This window comes from Halorubrum rubrum (assembly GCF_024494685.1).
GTDB lineage: Archaea > Halobacteriota > Halobacteria > Halobacteriales > Haloferacaceae > Halorubrum > Halorubrum rubrum.
Genome location: NZ_JANHDM010000005.1, coordinates 141564 through 158500 on the forward strand (window position 1 = coordinate 141564; position 16937 = coordinate 158500).

Sequence of the window (16937 nt, forward strand, 5' to 3'; positions counted from 1 at the left end):
TCTCATAGTAAAAAGCTATACCGGATGCGGCCGACGGACCGAACATGGCAGACGACCTCCGGGCGACGCTCGATCACGTCGGGGACCGGTTCAACCTGGGAGAGTACGAGATCGACGCGTACCTCGCGGTGTTGGAACACGGCGAGTTGACCGCGAGCGACATCGCCGACCGGACCGACATCCCGCAGCCGCGGGTGTACGACACGGTGCGAAGCCTCGCGGACCGCGGATTCGTCGAGCTCCGCGAGTCACGTCCGATGAAGATCGTGGCGGTCGATCCGGACGACGCGTTCGACGAACTTCGTTCGTCGTTCACGGAGATGGTCGACGAGCTCGAGGCGCGCTACACCGCGCCGACCCGCGAGACGGAGGCGGTGTCGCTCGTGAAGTCCCGCTCGACCATCCTGCGTTACCTCGAGGAGGTGATACGCGGCGCGGAGTACGAACTCGCCGTCTCGCTCACGCCCGACCTCCTCCGTCGGTTCCGCGAGGAGCTGAAACTGAAGGTCGAAAACGGCATCAGCGTCGAGCTCCTCGTGACGCCGGCCTCCCGCGCGCCGGACCCCGAGGACTTCGACTACCTCGACGTCGCGACCATCGCTCGCGCACGCAGGGGGATCACCACGCCGGTCCTCGCGGTCGGCGACGGGGAGTACTCCGTGTACGCGACCCAGGACGCCCTCCGCGACGACCGCGAGCGGTACGGCGTCATCTTCAACCGCTCCGCGCTCGGCTTCCTCGTCTCCGGCTTCTTCGGGACGGTCCTGTGGACGACCGCGGAGACGCTCGCGGCCGACGGGAAGGCCCGACCCTTCCCGCGCCGATACGCCTCGATCCGGCGAGCGGTCAAGGACGTCCGGGAGTTCGACGGCGACGACTTCTACGCGACCGTCGAGGGTCGCGACATCGAGACGGGAAGGTCCGTCACGGTACGGGGCCGGGTCGTCGACGTCGCGTTCGAGGACACGGAGGAGGTCGCCTCGCTCGTGGTCGAGACCGACGACGGCCGCGTCGAGATCGGCGGCCGCGTCGCCGCGCTGGAGGACGTCGAGGGACAGGTGATCGTCATCGGCCGCGAGGAGCCCCCGGCGATCTGATCGGCGACGGTTCCGGATGCGCCGTAGTGGTCTCAGATCGAAAAGAGCCCGACCAGCACCGCCGAGAGCGCCTCGTCCGCGAGGTACACGGCCGCGTACCCCACTAGCGCCGCCGTGATCCCGGCGAGCGCGGAGAACGTCCCCCCGAACGCCGACGGCGCGGCGGCGGATAGACGGCGACGCGACGCGCTCGGCCGCGGAATCGGGCGGGCGGACCCGGTCGTCAGCGACGCCCCGCCGCAGACGACGCCGACCGCGAGGATCGAGAACACGAAGTGGTACGACACCTCGAGCGTCGGCGGCACCATGAGGACGGCGGCGACGCCGTAGGCCAGCCCGGCCGCGGCGCGCGGATCGATCGCGTCCCGCCACGACCGGCCGGTCACGGTCGCGACCGCGACCGCCGCGAGCCAGACGACGGCCAGCTCGAGCGCGAACGCGCCGAGGAGGTGGACGGTCGGGTCGCCGTGGAGCAGCACGCGACCGTCGAGGACACGGACGTCGAACGGGTACAACAGTCGCGGGGGCTCGCCCGTGACGAGGTCGCCCCACGGGTGCGAGCACAGCCCGAGGACGGCCGCGGCGGCGACGGCCCGCCCGGAGAGGTCGGTCCGCAGCCGACCGAGCGTCGTGACGACGAGCCCGCCGACCGCGAACGTCCCGAGGACGACCAGCCCGAGCGTGCCGTTCTGTGCCGACCCGACGCCGACGATCGCGGCTAAGACGCCGACCGCGAGGAGGGAGCCGGCCGCCCGGACGGCCGGTCGACGGTCCCACGCGACCGCCCAGAGGCCGAACGCGCCCCCGGCGAGCACCGACACGACGAGCGAGTGGGTCACCGCGCGGTGGACCTCGCGGGTGGCGTCCCAGAGCGTGCTGGGTCGCGTCAGCGACTCCGCGGTGAGGCTCCCGAAGTCGATGGCGATCGCCGCGTACGCCATGTCGACGTCGGGGAGCGCGGCGAACGCCCCGGCGACCGCGCCGAGCGCCAGCGCGCGCTCCGCGGGCCAGCCCAGCCGGTCCGCGAGGAGGGCCGCGAGGGCGAACGCGAGCAGCGCGTGGCCGACGAACACGTCGGCGCGTACGACCGCGAGAGAGATAAGCGCCTCGCAGGTGCCGTGCGATCGTGCCTCGACTTGGACGTGAGCACGTCGCATCCGGTATTCACTTACCGACGCGCGCGACATGGGGCGGTATGGACGTTCACGTCACTCGGTCCGCGGTCGGAGGGACGGCGCGCGCGCCGCCCTCGAAGAGCTACACGCACCGCGCGCTGCTCGCGGCGGGGTACAGCGACGGCGCGACGGTGGCCTCGCCGCTCGTCTCCGCGGACACGCGCGCGACCGCCCGTGCCGTGATCGCGTTCGGCGGCTCCGTCGATCCGGTCCCCGCGGAGTGGGACGCGGAGACCGACGCGGTCGACGTGGAGGGGTTCGACGGCCGACCCGCGGTCCCGGACGACGTCATCGACTGCGGGAACTCGGGGACGACGACCCGGCTCGTGACCGGCACCGCCGCGCTCGGCGACGGCGGGACCGTCCTCACCGGTGACGCCTCGCTCCGGTCGCGTCCGCAGGGGCCGCTGCTCGACGCCCTCACCGACCTCGGCGTCCGCGCCGAGTCGACCCGCGGGAACGGGCAGGCCCCGCTCGTCGTCTTCGGGCCGCTCTCGGGCGGCGAGGTGGCGATCCCCGGCGACGTCTCCTCGCAGTACGTCACCGCCCTGCTCATGGCCGGCGCGGTCACCGACGACGGGGTCGAGGTGTCGCTGACGACGGAGCTCAAGTCCGCGCCGTACGTCGACATCACGCTCGAACTCCTCGCCGACTTCGGGGTGACCGCCGACCCGGTCGGCAGCGAGACCGCCGACGGCGCGGCGGGCTTCGTCGTCCCCGGCGGCCAGACGTACGCCCCCGAGGGCGGCCGGTACGCGGTCCCCGGCGACTTCTCGTCGATCTCCTATCTCGTCGCCGCGGGCGCGGTCGCGGCCGCTCCCGACGGTGCCGTCCGGATCGAGGGGGCCCGCCCGAGCGCGCAGGGCGACGCCGCCATCGTCGACGTCGCGGACCGGATGGGCGCGTCGATCGAGTGGGACCGAGAGGCTGGCGTGATCACGGTCGAGCGGTCCGCGCTCTCGGGCGTCGAGGTCGACGTCGGCGACACGCCGGACCTGCTCCCGACGATCGCGGCGCTCGGCGCGGTCGCCGACGGCGACACGCGGATCACCAACTGCGAGCACGTCCGCTACAAGGAGACCGACCGGGTGGCCGCGATGGCCGAGGAGCTGGAGCGGCTCGGCGCGGCGACGACCGAGGAGCCCGACGTGCTCACGGTCCACGGCTCCGAGAGCGACCTCCGCGGCGCGACCGTCGACGGTCGGGCGGACCACCGGATCGTGATGGCGCTCGCGGTCGCCGCGCTCGCGGCGGAGGGCACGACGACGATCCGCGGCGGCGAACACGTCGACGTCTCGTTCCCGACGTTCTTCGAGACGATGGCCGACCTCGGCGCGACGGTCGACCGCGGGGCGTGAACGCGGTCAAACGGGTCTCGGAGGGGTCGTCGAGGTCGCCGGACGGTCGGAGCCGCCCTCGGGCGACGAGCCGATGACGACCACACCGGCGTGACGGTGCCGTCCCCGTTCCACGTCGCGCGTGATACGCGCGGGGCAACGGTCCGTGCGATCGAGGGGGAACCGAACGGTTCGGAGCCCCGGAACGGTCCCGAAAACGGGCCCTAGATCACGCGCTTGCCGAACGCGCTGGCGGCCAGCTCCGTCGCGAGCTCCGCCGTCTCGTTGTGCTGGTCGAGCGTCGGGTTCACCTCGACGAGCTCCATCGACCGGAGGCAGCCCGCGTCGTCGACGATCTCCATCGCGCTGTGGGCCTCCCGGTAGGTGACCCCGCCGCGGACCGGGGTCCCCACGCCCGGCGCCTCCTTGGGATCGAGCCAGTCGAGGTCGAGGCTGACGTGGACGCCGTCGACGCCGGCCGAGGCGGCCGCGAGGGCGTCCTCCGTCACGTCCGTGATCCCCCGCTCGTCGATGTCGGACATCGTGTAGGCGGAGAACCCGTGCTCGCGCAACAGCTCCACTTCCGGGTCGTCGACCGATCGGAGCCCGACGAGCGCGACGTTCTCCGGCTCGAGCCCCGTCGCGTTCGCCCACTCGGTGTCCGCGAACTCGCCGATCCCGAGCGCCGCGGCGAGGGGCATCCCGTGGACGTTACCTGAGGGCGTCGTCGACGGGGTGTTGAGGTCGGCGTGGGCGTCGAACCACACCGCGCCGACGTCGGTGTCGCGGGCGGTCCCCACGAGCGAGCCGATCGCGATCGAGTGGTCGCCGCCGAGCGCCAGCGGGACCGCCCCGTCGGCGAGCGTCCCGTCGACCTCGTCGGCGAGCCGACGACAGACGTCGGCGACCTCGTGGAGGAACTTCGCGTCGCCCGCCTTCGGGGCGTCGGTGTCCGGATCCCGTTCCTCGGCGCGCGGGACCGGGAGGTCACCCGCGTCGACGACCTCGGCGCCCGCGCACGACAGCTGGTCTGCGAGTCCGCCGTAGCGGATCGCCGACGGGCCCATGTCGACCCCGCGTCGGTTGGCTCCGTAGTCGGTCGGTGCGCCGATGATTCTGACTCTCGTCATATCGGTAGGGAGACCCCCCGCCGCTTGAAAGGAGTGGGTTCACGGAGAATCAAAGCCGTGGAGAACCGGCTCCGCGACCGGTCGGATTCGCCACCGTCGGATCCGCGGGAGGCCGGATCCGCCACGGTTTCCTCGTCGCCGCCGAACGAACGCGCATGGCCGGGGACGATGCGGACGGGAACGCTGTAGACGGGACCGACGCGAAGGGGAACGCCGTAGACGGGACCGACGCGAAGGGGACCGACGCGACCGGGAGCGACCGCGAGCCGGGACCGGTCGGTCCGGAGGAGATCGGCCCGGCCGGGGCGGTGATCACCGTCGCGTTCACGGGGTCGGTGATCGCGTTCGCCGGATTCGGGCTGTGGGTCCTCCTCGGCGAGGTCGGGGTAGTTCTCGCCGCGATCGGGCTCCTCGTCGTGTTCGCGAGCCCCGCGGCGTACCTCCGATACCGCCGGCTCTACGGGTGAACGCCGGCGGGGGGCGAACGGGTCGGTCCGCCACGGTCGATCAATTTATAAGTGACTTCCATCGCCTTTATGCGGGGTCGCCATCTACTCGAACCCATGTCATCGATCGAACTCACGTCGAGCCAGAAGAGCATCCTCTCGGCGCTCATCAACCTCTACGGGGAGGAGGAGGACGCCGTCAAGGGCGAAGCGATCGCGGAGGAGGTCGACCGCAATCCGGGGACCATCCGGAACCAGATGCAGAGCCTGAAGGCGCTCCAGCTCGTCGAGGGCGTCCCCGGCCCGAAGGGCGGCTACAAACCCACGTCGAACGCCTACGAGGCGCTCGACATCCAGCGGATGGACGAGCCCGCACACGTCCCGATCAAACACGAGGGCGAGACCGTCGCGGGCGTGAACGTCGACGGGATCGACCTCTCGAGCGTCCACCACCCCGAACTCTGTCGGGCGGAGATCCACGTCCAAGGGTCGGTACGCGACTTCCACGAGGGAGACTCGGTGACCGTCGGCCCCACGCCGCTCTCGAAGCTGCTCATCGAGGGCACCGTCGACGGCAAGGACGACACCGCGAACGTGCTCATCCTCCGCATCGACGACATGCACGCGCCCGCCGGCGACGCCGCACACTGACGCAGCGAGCGGAGCCACCGCGGAGCGCGACCGACACGGGTAGTCGTGGACTCGTTTCCGTACCCGCGATCCGAGAGCGACGCGGCTCGGCGTAGCGGAAGGGTTATGGGTCCGGTTCCGTCGAGATATGCTTTTCAGACAGGGTAAGGAGTGAATTTTACTGGTCGCTGAAGAGTGCTTGTAGAACGGGTGTTTCGGGGGAGCGTTGGATGGATAGGAGGGGATCGTTGCTGGGGCGGTGATGACCACCAAAGCCCCAGTCGCGAGGACTCGTGCGACTCGCTGTGCGCTTCGGTCGCTCGCGGTGCTCGCTCCCTCAGTGCGTGCTTCGTCGGACTTCGCCCTCGCGACTGCCCCTTTGAGTCCCACCCACACAGTCCCGCACCTCACGCCTCCCCAGCCTCGCTGCTCGCGGCTCGCGGCTTCGCCGCTCGCGTATCGAGGGACTCACTCCGTTCGTCCCTCGCACCGCTCGCAGCGTCCCTCGCGGTCGGGTTCGCGGGCCTTCGGCCCGCTCACCGGCGCAGCGAGGCGCTCCGCGCCTCTGGCAGCCGGCGGCTCCGCCGCCGGCGACGCCGCCGCGATCGCTCGTTGCTTCGCCTGTAGTGAGCATCCGCGAGCGAAGCGAGCGGTTCACCGACGGAGCCGTCGGAGACGGCGGAGTCGGCTTTTTCCCTCCAGGTTTTTCGAGGAGTGGTTCCCGAAGCGAACGCAGTGAGCGAGGGAACCCGACGAGAAAAAGGTGGTCTTACATGTCGCCGAACGCGCTCACGCCGCGTCCGGTCGAGGAGACCTTCGCGATCCACCGCGAGGCGATGGCCTTCTTCAACAGCTTCGCGGGGGTGCCGCCGAACGTCTTGATCGGCATGCCGACCACGTCGTGGGCGACCGCCTCCTCGCCGACGGAGATCACGGTCCCCTTGTCCTCGTGTTGCCACGACTGGAGCGGCGCGCCGCGGGCGGCCCGTGCGAGGTTCTCGCCGGCGACCGCCGCGGCCTGCCAGGCGGCCTGGGCCGTCGGCGGCGCCACGTCGTCGCCGCCCTGGTCGATCAGGGCGGTGTCGCCGATGGCGAAGACGCGGTCGTCGCTCGTGGTGAAGTCGGACTCCGCGAACACCCGGTTCGAGCGGTCGTCCTTCTCGATCTCGACCGCGTCGAGTTCCTCCTGGCCGGTGATGCCCCCGGTCCAGATCAACACGTCGTAGCCCAGCTCCTCCGGCTCCTCGTCGTCGCCGCCGCCGAGGTACACCGCGTCCTCGTCGGCCTTCGAGATGAAGTCGCCGGTGAGTATCTCCACGCCCGCGTCCTCGAGCCGCTGGCGGAGCGCCCCCTGGATCTGCGGGTCGTTGCCGGGGAACACCTCGTCCAACCCCTCGACGAGCGTGATGTCTATCGGGGCGCGGTGTTTGTCGCGGTACTCCGCGATCTCGCCGGCGGTCTGGATCCCCGAGAGGCCCGCGCCGCCGACGACGACGGTGGCGGGCTCGGAGCGGGTCGCGTTGCCGGCCGCCTCGCGGACGTCCTCGTGGATCGCGCGGGCGTCCTCGAGACTCTTGAGCTGGTGGGCGTGCTCCTTCAGGCCGTCGATGCCGAAGAAGGCGGTGGTGGAGCCGATCGCCAGAAGCAGGTAGTCGTACTCGATCGTCTCCTCGCCGTCGGTCTCGACGGTCCGCTCGTCGGTGTCGACGTCGACGACGCGACCCTGAACGAACTGGCTTTCGTCGGACATGATCTCGCCGACGGGGATGGTGATGCTGTCCTCGACGGCGGGGTTCCGGATCGCGCGGTGGACCTCGTGGAGGACGAGGTGGTAGTCGTGTTCGGAGATCCAGGTGAGCTCCGCTTCGCCCGCGCCGACCTCGTCTTCGAACGCCTTCACCGCCCCGGAACCGGCGTAGCCGGAGCCGACGACGACGACCTGAGTAGTCATGGATATCGATCCGCGGTCCGCGGGTAAAGACGCTTTGGAACCGCTCTCGCGGGGCGACCACGTGATCGCGACCGCCCCAGCCGCCCGCTCAGATCGACAGCCCGGCGTGCCAGCGGTCGGCGCCGGCCTCGCGTTTCACCTCGTCCATGCGCGCGAGCAGCTTCACGGCGAGGCTCGCGGTCTCCGCCGCTCGCGACTCTCCCTCGGTCCGGAACTCGCCGGTGACGCGGTTGGCGTACACCGAACAGACCGCGCCCGCTCGGAGGCCGTACACGTTCGCGATCGTCAGTATCGCCGACGCCTCCATCTCGATGTTCTTCACGTTCGCGTCCCGGAGCGCCGCGACCAGCTCGTCGGAGCCGGCCGCCTCGAACCCCTCGAATCCCGGCCGACCCTGTCCGGCGTAGAAGGAGTCGGCGCTCATCGTGATCCCGGCGTGGTAGTCGTAGCCGAGCCGCTCGGCGGCCGCGACGAGCGCGGAGACGACCTCGCCGTCGGCGGTCGCCGGGTAGTCCTCGCGGACGTACTCGTCGCTCGTTCCCTCCTGGCGGACCGCGCCGGTCGTGATCACCAGGTCGCCGACGTCCATGCCCGGCTGGATCGCGCCGCAGGAGCCGACCCGGACGAACGTGTCGACGCCGACGCGCGCGAGTTCCTCGACGGCGATGGCGGCCGACGGCGAGCCGATCCCGGTGGAAGTGACCGAGATCGGCACGCCCTCGTAGCGTCCGGTCGCGGTGCGGTACTCGCGGTGGGCGGCGACCGCCTCGTGGTCGTCCCACAGGGCGGTGATCTTGTCGACCCGCTCCGGGTTGCCGGGGAGGAGGACGGCGTCGGCGACGTCGCCCTCGCCGACCTCAAGGTGGTACTGGACCTCGTCGTTCGGGTCCTCGCTGTCGCCGGCGGCCGGCGCGTCGTACTCGTCGGTCATGTCCCCGACTTTCGGCGAGGCGTTTAAAAGGAGTTCCGGCTCGAGAGGACCGGTCCTCGTCTCAGAGGGCCCGTGCGTCGTCGAGCGTCCCCTGGTTTATCGTGTTCGGGAGCAGCTCGCCGAGGGTGTACGCGCTCGTCTCGCCGTCCCCCTCGTCACAGACCACGGTGAGGTCGTCGTCCGCGAACTCGGCGAGGCTCTGGCGGCACATCCCGCAGGGCGTGACGCCGTCGCGGACGCCGGAGGAGACGGCGAGGCGGTCGAACTCTCGGTGGCCGTTCTTCACCGCCTCGGCGAGCGCGACCTCCTCGGCGTGGAGGCTGTTGGAGTAGTTGGCGTTCTCGATGTTACAGCCGGTGTAGACGGTGCCGTCGGCGGTTCGGAGCGCCGCGCCGACGCGGTACTCGGAGTACGGGACGTGAGCGTCGGCGAGGGCGTCGCGCGCGGCCTCGATCAGGTCCATGTCCGACCCTCGGCCGGCGACCCGATAAGCGGTCGGGTCGACGGCGGAGCGGCGACGTCAGCGGCCGGTGTCGTACTTGTAGGTCGCCGTCTCCGGGTCGATCCCGAAGTCCTCGGCGGATTCGGTGGGCTCCTCCGGCCCTCCCTCGTCGTCGCCGTCGGATCCGTCGGCGTCGGCGTTCTTGAACGCCTCGCGGAGCCGGTCGGGCATCTCGAAGTCGTCGACGCCGACGCGGAGGCCGACCACACTGCCGCCGAGGAACTCGCGTTTCTCCTCGAGCCGGTCGGAGAGCGCCGCCGGGAGGTCGTCGGTGTCGACCGCCTCGAAGCCGAACTGCGTCAGGTAGTCGGGCTGGTCGGTGAGGACGTACACCGTCTCGAACCCCTCTGCGGCCGCGGTGTCGACGAGCCGCTCCACGACGTGCGCCCCGACGCCCCGTCCCCGCCACTCCGGGAGGACGCCGATCCCGGTGAGCTCGATCCGTTCCACGTCGTCCCCCCGGTGGAGCCGGAGCCGACCGAAGCCGGCCCGGTCGCCGGTCTCCTCGTCGACCGCGATCACGTAGTCCCGTGACCGGAAGGCGACGTCGTCGAGCCCAAGTCGCTCGATCGCGTCCAGTAACCACGCCTCGTCACGGTTCTTGGCGTCGCGGACGTACATACGCCGACCTACGAGGCCGAGGATAAAAACGGTTCGCCGACCCCGGCCTCACTGCCGTACGGAGCGCTCGTCGAGCGCGACCGGGATCGATCGGGAGGCGACGTCGCCGGCGAACGCCTCCCCGTCAGCCTCCAGGTCGTCGAAGGTGTCGTAGTGGATCGGCACGACGAGGTCGGGAGCCATGCGTTCGGCCATATCGGCGGCGGCGTGGCGGTCGGAGACGATCCCGCCGCCGCCGATGTTCGCGAGGAGGACGCCCACGTCGAGTTCGGCGAGCCCGTCGAGCGCGTCGCCGTCGCCGGGCCAGAGCACGGTCCGGTCCCCGACGGAGAACAGGAAGCCGCAGCCGAACCCCTCCGGGTGCGGGACCGTCCCGTCGTCGTTCGCGCAGGGGCCGTCCGGCTCGTTGTGCGCGGCCACCGTCCAGACGGGGACCGTCCCGTCGGCGGTCTCGACGTCGACGCGGGTCTCGTCGTCGACGCGGACCACGTCGTAGTCGGCGGCGAGCGCCTCGACCGACTCCACGTCGCGGCCGATCCGGTCGGGCTCGACGCCCTCGTAGATCACGAGCGTCGCGTCCGCGTCGGCGACCGAGCGGATCCCTGCGGGGTCGTAGTGGTGATCGTGGGTGACGACGACGACGTCGCCGTCGCGGGCCCAGTAGTCGTCGAGGACGCCGTATCGACCGGGATCCGTGTACACCACCGGCCCCCCGTCGGCGGAGACGCGGGCGGTCGCGTAGCCGAGCCACTCGACGGCGAGGTCGTCGTACCTGACGGTCATGTCGCGTGATCCGTTCGGTTTCCCCTTGAGCGTGGCTATCCGTCCACGTCCGAGTCCCGGACGACGACGAGGTCCCACGCGTCGTCGACGTCGACCCCCGAACCGAGGACGTGCTCCGGGACGAGCGGCATCGGGACCGGGACGAACCCGGCGGCGCGCATCGCCGCGAAGCCGCTCGCGGTCTCGACGACCGTCCCGTCGTCGCCACGACGCACGCGGAACCGCTTGTCCGTCGGGTCGCGTCGGTAGACGTACGGGAACGCCCCGGCGGATGGCGTTCGGAGGCCGTCGACGCCGCCGAGGACCGCCACCACCCGATCGTCGACCTCACAGACCAACCGCGGGGTCGTGGGGCGGCCGTCCGGTCCGGTCGCGGCCGCGTCGACGCCGTCGGCGGACGGAACCGGACCCGCCGGCGTGTCCGTCTCGCGCCAGCGGAAGGTCGGATCGGCGTCCGTTCCTCGCGAGACGCCGGCGAGATCGTCGACGCGGACGCAGGCGTAGCCGCCGGCGTTTCCGGGGTGTGACGCGGTGTCGACCGGGACCCGGTCGGGGCCCTCGTGGAACGTCCGGCGGCCGTTCGCCTCGTCGACGAGGAGCGGCGGGTCCGTGAGGAGCGACCGAACCGCGGACGCGACGCCGTCGTCCGCGACGACGAACAGGGCGCGACGGTCGCGTTCGAGCGCGTGTCCGATCCGGGAGACGACCGTCGTCGGCGTCGCGTCCGCCTCGGTGAGGGGCTCGATCCCGAGCGCCTTCCCGTCCCGCGCGGCGACCGCCGGCGGCTCCGCTCGGGTCTCCGGACGGGTCACGTCGTACCCGCGCGCCGCGAGCCGGCTCGTCGCCGCCTCCGCGAGTCGCCGTCGCGCAGCGTCGCCGAGAGGGTCGGGCATGGAGACCGGTACGGGGCCGAGCGGGAAGCGACTTTCGCGCGTGTCACGCTCAACGCGAGTCGAGGGACGCGTCGTCGGCCGGGCCGGCTCCGTTCTCGGCGAGCCTCGCGACCCGTTCGAGGGCGTCGACGTCCTCGGCCGACTTGTCCTCGCGGACGCCGACGAACCGGGGGAACCGGAGGGCGTACCCGGAGCCGTACGTCGGGGACGTCTGGATCTCCTCGTAGCCGACCTCGAGGACGACCTCGGGCCGGATACGGAGCTCCGTCCCCGACTCGGCGACGACGTGCGGCTCCAGTCGCTCCGTGAGGTCCGCGAGCTCCTCGTCGGTCAGCCCGGTCGCGACCTTCCCGATCGGCTCGTAGCCGTCGCCGTCGCGGACCGCGAGCAGGAACGTCCCGAACAGCTCCGCGCGGCGACCTTCCCCCCACTCCGCGCCGACGACGACCGCGTCGAGCGTCTCGACGTCAGGCTTCCGTTTCAGCCAGTCGCGACCGCGGTCGCCGGGCGTGTACGCCGACGTCGGGTCTTTCAACATGACGCCCTCGTGGCCCTCCTCGAGGGCCGCCGACTCGATCCTCTCGACCGCCTCCACGTCGTCGACGACTCGAAGGTCAGCCGCCGCCTCCGGGAGGACGTCGACGAGCCGGTCGTGGCGGGCGCGGAGGGGCTCCCGGAGGAGGTCGTCGGGGGCGCCGTCGCCGTCCTCCCCTCCTCCGTCGCTGTCACCGCCCGCGAGCAGGCAGTCGAACGCGTGGATCCGACAGGTCACCGCCTCGCGCATCCGGTCCACGTCGTGTTTCCGTCGGAAGCGTCGGAGTACCTCCTGAAACGGGAGCGGCGAGCCGTCGTCGTCGACGGCGACGATCTCCCCGTCGAGGACGACCGGGACGTCCACGCGGTCCGCCACGAACTCGACGATCTCCGGGAGCGCGTCGGTCACGTCGTCCATGTTCCGGGAGTAGAGCCGCGGTCCGAACCCGTCGGGACCCGGCGCGTAGTGGACCTGGACGCGCGCGCCGTCGAACTTCGCCTCGACGGCGACCTCCCCGAACGACTCGACCGCGTCGGCGGCGCTCCCCGCCTGCGCCAGCATCGCCTGGACCGGCCTGCCGATCCGGATCCGCTCGGCGTCCAGTCCCTCCATTCCCTCCTCGCGGGCGAGGCGCGCGACCCGGCCGTAATCGTTCGTCACCTGGAGGGCGCGCTCGACGGCCGCGTACGCCCCATCGCTCGCGCGGTTCGCGTCCCCGTTCTCGTCGCTCTCGTCGTCGACCGCCGCCTCCTCGCTGCCGTCGCTCTCGTCGTCGACCGCCGCCTCCTCGCTGCCGTCGCTCTCGTCGTCGACCGCCGCCTCCTCGCTGCCGTCGCTCTCGTCGTCGACCGCCGCGAGGAACGCCTCGGCGACCGCGTCCCGGACGGTTCCCTCGCCGACGCCGATCCGCATCTCGCCGAGCACCAGCCGCGCGAGCGTCCTCGCCTCCGCCGGGTCACACCGGTTGAACAGCCCGAACAGCGCGTCGACCTTCCGGGACTCGCTCCCCTCGCCCGCCGCGGCCGCGAGCTCCCGGAGCGTGTCGTCCACCTCGGCTATCGAGAGGGGGTCGCTCCCGTCGCCGAACGCCGAGAGCCCTCGCTGGCCGCCGAAGTCGAAGTCGGCGGCGACCGCGCCGATCTCCCCGCGCTCGGCGAGCCGCGCCTCCACGTCGTCGGCGGTGACGTTCGGACCGGCGGCGCGGGCGATCGCCTCCCGGCACGACGCGGGGCCGACGTCGAGGGTCCGGTCGTCGTGTGCGGGGTACGTCCGGCCGAGCAGGAAGCGGGTCGCCGTCTCGAGGTCGTCGCCGGCGGCGACGAGCAGGTCCGCGACGATCGCCGTCGTCTCGAGGTCGGCCGGCTCGGCCTCCAGTCGCTCCACCCGCTCGGCGAACGCGGCGAACTCCATGTCCCGACTCGGCGATCGCCGGGCAAAAACGCGCCGATACGGGACGGAGAGCGTGCGGTCCGGGTCCGGATCGCTTCCGATCCCGGATCGATCCGGGTCGGGGCTCTTTTATAACCGGGGTCCCTCGGGCCATCGCATGAGCACCGAGTCGGCCCTCGCCGACGGCGTCCGGGAGGCGCTCGCCGTCGACGCGGAGGAGTTCGCCGCGCGCGCCGAGGAGGAGGCGGAGGTCGTCAAACAGGGGCTACGTGACGGAGCGTTCGACAACCACCAGTCGATCGTCGGCTTCGAGTACGAGTTCTACGCGGTCGCCGACGGCCGCTGGAGCGAGGAGTCCCGCGCGGGCGAGTACGCCCTGATGCGCGTGCCCCGTAGACTCCTGGAACTGATGGGATTCGAGAAGGAACTCGGACTCCACAACGCGGAGATGTCGACGAGCCCGCAACCCCTCTCCGACCACGGCCTTCGCGCGCAGCTCGCGGAGGTCCGCGCCCGGCTGGAGGCCGCGGAGAACACCGCCGGGGTCGAGGGGATGCGGCTCGTCTCGGACGGCGTCTGGACGATCCCGCCGGCGGGCGAGACGGCCCGCGGCTATCTCACCGACAGCGTCGACCTCGACGGCGTGACCGTCGCCGCGAACATGAGCGACGCCGTCCGCTACCACGCGATGGCGAACGCCGGCGACGACGCCGGGGTCACGCTGGAGGCACCGGGCGTCACGCTGGAGGCCGACACGGTGATGCCGGAGAGCCTCATCACCTCGATCCAGCCGCACTACCAGGTCGCACAGGCCGACACGCTGCCGGTCCACTTCCGGTACGCGCTCCGGATCGCGGGACCGCTTTTAGCGCTCGGCGTGAACTCGCCGCTGCTCCCGCCGGACCTCTACGACGACGACTGGGACGCGGAGCGGGTCCTCGAGGAGGGCGCGACGGAGAACCGGGTCCACGTGTTCGAGTCCGTGCTCAACGCCCGGACCGACGCGGAGAAGGTGCGATTCCCCCGCGACGTGTCCGACGTCGAGACCGCCGTCGACCGGATCGCGGGCGACGAGACGCTGGTCCCCATGCCCGAACCGACCGGCATCGACCGGTTCGACGACGACTTCGCCACGTTCCGGACGAAACACGGCACCTACTGGCGGTGGGTCCGTCCGGTGTTCGAGGGAGCGAGCCGCTCGAGCGCGAACGCCCGGATCGAGTTCCGTCCGGTGCCCGCACAGCCCACCGTCCGGGACTCGATCGCGTTCCAGGCCGCGTTCGCGGGGCTGATGGGCGCGCTGCCGCGGCGTGAACACCCCGTCATCGGGCTCGGGTGGGAGACGGCGCGGGACAACTTCTACGCCGCGGTCGCCGACGGTCTCGACGCCGACATGGAGTGGATCGGCTACGACGGCGAGCACACGACGGACGCCGAAACGATGTACGACGATCTCCTCGACCACGCGGCCGCCGGCCTCCGGACTGCCGGCTGTTCGGAGGCGGAGGCGGAGTCGTGGCTCGCCCCCCTCAGGTATCGAGTCGATCACGGCGTCACCCCGGCCGACTGGAAGCGCGCCGGCGTCCGGGAGCGGCTCGAGAGTGGCGCGTCGTTCGCCGACGCGGTCCACGACACCCAGCGAGCGTACATCGACCGCCAGACCGAGACCCTCATCGACGGTGGGTTCTCCGAGTGGTGACCGGACGCGGGCGGGCTCGAGGACGCGGTTGGCGGCGACGCGGCCGCGCGGTCGACCTTTTTTAAGTGTTGACGACTGAGGATACGAACACATGCCGTGGCAGTCGACCCCGTACGTTCTCCTGCTCTTTCTGTCGGCACTCGTGACGTCGTTGTGGGCGGGGTACGCGATCGCCACGGTTCCCGCGGAGCGACGGGACTACACGGTCGCCGCGTTCGTCGTTCTCTGTCTCTCGGTGACGGTGTGGGCCGCGACGTACGCGATCCAGGTCGCGAGCACCACGCTCGAAGCGAAGCTGCTCGCCTACCGGCTGTTACACGTCGGTGGGGGCGCGACGCCGTTCGCGTGGCTGGCGTTCGCGTTGGCGTACACCGGTCGGGACGACTGGCTCACGCCGCCCGTCGTCGCGACGCTGGCGACGATCCCCGCCGCGCTGCTCGCGTTGCTGGTCACGAACCCGTACTCGCTGGTCCTGATCGACGCCCGGCTCGTCTCGACGGGATCGCTGGCGCGGCTGGAGACGACGCTCGGCCCGGCGTACCACCTCCATCTCGCGGTCTCCTACGTCGCCGTCGTCGCCGGGGCGTCGCTCATCGTGTCGCACGCGCTCCGCTCCGGTGGACTGATCAGACGGCAGGCGGTGCTGCTCATCGGCGGGGCGCTGATCCCGCTCGCGTTGAACGTGTTCGAGATCCTCTCGCTGCCGCCGTTCGGGACGGCCGCCGTGAACCTGACTCCCGTCTCGCTGTCGCTCTCGACGGCGTGTTTCGGGGTGGCCGTATTCCGCTACCGGCTCTTCGATCTGACGCCCATCGCGTCGCGGGTCGTCCTCGCGGAGATGGACGACGGCGTGGTCGTCCTCGACGCCGACGGGACGATAGTCGACGTCAACCCGGCGGCGGAGACCGTCGTCGGCGACCGAGAGGCGGCGGTCGGCGCGCCGATCTCGACGCGGCTCCCGGAGTACGACCGGCTCGAGACCGCCGCGGACGACGCCGTCCTCGTGACCCGCGAGGGTCCGGGCGGGGAGCGGTTCCTCCGGTTGAGCCGGTCGCCGCTGGAGCGGGGCGGCGAGACGTACGGCCGGGTCGTCCTGATCGGCGACGTGACCACGATCGAGGAGCAGCGGCGAGCCCTCGAGGAGCGGAACGAGCGGCTGGACGCCTTCGCGGGGATCGTCTCACACGACCTCCGGAACCCGCTTTCGGTCATCTCCGGGTACGCGGAGCTCGCGAGCGAGACGGGCGAACGGGAGCACTTCGAGCGGATCCACGACACCGTCGACCGCATGAACGAGTTCCTCGAGGACCTGTTACGGCTCTCGAGACGGGGCGAGACCGTGACCGAGTTCGAGCCGGTCCCGCTACGGACGCTCCTCGAGTCGGTCGAAGCCGACGTCGCGGACGACGACCTCGCGGTGGCCGTCGAGGACGCGGTCGCCGACGCGGTCGTGCTCGCCGACCGCGCCCGGCTTCGACAGGTCCTCGACAACCTCCTCCGGAACGCCCGCGACCACGCCAGCGGGCCGGTGACCGTGACCGTCGGCGGGCTGCCGGACGGGTTCTTTCTCGCCGACGACGGCCCCGGAATCCCCGAGGACGAGCGCGAGAGCGTCTTCGACGCCGGGTTCACGACGCGCGAGTCGGGGACGGGATTCGGGTTGACGATCGTCCGCGACGTCGTCGAGGCCCACGGCTGGTCGATCGAGGCGACGGAGAGCGAGGACGGCGGCGCGCGGTTCGAGATCACCGGCGTCGAGTTCGCCGAATCCGGAGAACGCGACGAAGCGCCCGAGGCGGCTCCCGAACCGTCCTGACC

General features: G+C 71.4%; 15 protein-coding genes. 6 read left to right on the forward strand and 9 right to left on the reverse strand.

Translation table 11 applies throughout. The features are described from left to right. The first annotated feature begins 44 nt into the window (after positions 1–44). Positions 45–1097: an HTH-type sugar sensing transcriptional regulator TrmB gene (gene trmB, locus NO889_RS07455; protein ID WP_256411661.1), complete on the forward strand. Its 1053-nt coding sequence runs from the start codon at positions 45–47 to the stop codon at positions 1095–1097. Between the two features lie 32 nt (positions 1098–1129). Here trmB and NO889_RS07460 read toward each other — a convergent pair whose 3' ends face one another. After that, positions 1130–2170, reverse strand: a complete 1041-nt coding sequence (locus NO889_RS07460) for a metal-dependent hydrolase (protein WP_256411662.1) — start codon at positions 2168–2170, stop codon at positions 1130–1132. A 122-nt stretch (positions 2171–2292) separates the two neighbouring features. Here NO889_RS07460 and aroA point away from each other — a divergent pair, with 122 nt between their 5' ends. After that, entirely contained in the window at positions 2293–3630 is a 1338-nt protein-coding gene (gene aroA / locus NO889_RS07465; RefSeq protein ID WP_256411663.1) for a 3-phosphoshikimate 1-carboxyvinyltransferase, read from the forward strand. A gap of 203 nt (positions 3631–3833) precedes the next feature. Here aroA and rocF read toward each other — a convergent pair whose 3' ends face one another. Beyond that, positions 3834–4739, reverse strand: coding sequence for an arginase (gene rocF / locus NO889_RS07470; protein ID WP_256411664.1), 906 nt, complete (start codon positions 4737–4739; stop codon positions 3834–3836). Positions 4740–4894: 155 nt separating this feature from the next. On the opposite strand from rocF, the gene NO889_RS07475 reads away from it, so the two are divergent. Both NO889_RS07475 and NO889_RS07480 read left to right on the forward strand, forming a co-directional pair. Next, positions 4895–5206, forward strand: coding sequence for a hypothetical protein (locus NO889_RS07475; protein ID WP_256411665.1), 312 nt, complete (start codon positions 4895–4897; stop codon positions 5204–5206). A 96-nt stretch (positions 5207–5302) separates the two neighbouring features. After that, the gene (locus NO889_RS07480; RefSeq protein ID WP_256411666.1) at positions 5303–5836 is read left to right on the forward strand and encodes an Rrf2 family transcriptional regulator; all 534 of its coding nucleotides are present in this window, start codon (positions 5303–5305) and stop codon (positions 5834–5836) included. Positions 5837–6584: 748 nt separating this feature from the next. On the opposite strand, the gene NO889_RS07485 is transcribed toward NO889_RS07480, so the two are convergent. The 7 genes from NO889_RS07485 to ligA all read right to left on the reverse strand — a co-directional run bounded on the left by NO889_RS07485 (position 6585) and on the right by ligA (position 13441). Continuing rightward, complete coding sequence (locus NO889_RS07485; protein WP_256411667.1) at positions 6585–7766, reverse strand: NAD(P)/FAD-dependent oxidoreductase; 1182 nt, start codon at positions 7764–7766, stop codon at positions 6585–6587. Between the two features lie 88 nt (positions 7767–7854). After that, on the reverse strand, positions 7855–8697 hold the full coding sequence (locus tag NO889_RS07490) for a nucleoside phosphorylase (protein ID WP_256411668.1): 843 nt from the start codon (positions 8695–8697) through the stop codon (positions 7855–7857). 61 nt (positions 8698–8758) lie between these two features. Further along, complete coding sequence (gene cdd, locus NO889_RS07495; protein WP_256411669.1) at positions 8759–9160, reverse strand: cytidine deaminase; 402 nt, start codon at positions 9158–9160, stop codon at positions 8759–8761. Between the two features lie 57 nt (positions 9161–9217). Further along, positions 9218–9820, reverse strand: a complete 603-nt coding sequence (locus tag NO889_RS07500) for a GNAT family N-acetyltransferase (RefSeq protein WP_256411670.1) — start codon at positions 9818–9820, stop codon at positions 9218–9220. Between the two features lie 48 nt (positions 9821–9868). Next, positions 9869–10603, reverse strand: a complete 735-nt coding sequence (locus NO889_RS07505) for an MBL fold metallo-hydrolase (protein WP_256411671.1) — start codon at positions 10601–10603, stop codon at positions 9869–9871. Between the two features lie 35 nt (positions 10604–10638). After that, positions 10639–11496 carry a hypothetical protein gene (locus tag NO889_RS07510; protein ID WP_256411672.1) on the reverse strand — a complete coding sequence of 286 codons (858 nt, stop codon included), beginning with the start codon at positions 11494–11496 and terminating at the stop codon, positions 10639–10641. Positions 11497–11545: 49 nt separating this feature from the next. After that, on the reverse strand, positions 11546–13441 hold the full coding sequence (ligA, locus tag NO889_RS07515) for an ATP-dependent DNA ligase LigA (protein WP_256411673.1): 1896 nt from the start codon (positions 13439–13441) through the stop codon (positions 11546–11548). A gap of 136 nt (positions 13442–13577) precedes the next feature. On the opposite strand from ligA, the gene NO889_RS07520 reads away from it, so the two are divergent. Continuing rightward, positions 13578–15119, forward strand: coding sequence for a glutamate-cysteine ligase family protein (locus NO889_RS07520; protein ID WP_256411674.1), 1542 nt, complete (start codon positions 13578–13580; stop codon positions 15117–15119). Between the two features lie 91 nt (positions 15120–15210). Continuing rightward, complete coding sequence (locus NO889_RS07525) at positions 15211–16935, forward strand: histidine kinase N-terminal 7TM domain-containing protein (RefSeq protein WP_256411675.1); 1725 nt, start codon at positions 15211–15213, stop codon at positions 16933–16935. The last annotated feature ends 2 nt before the right edge of the window (positions 16936–16937 follow it).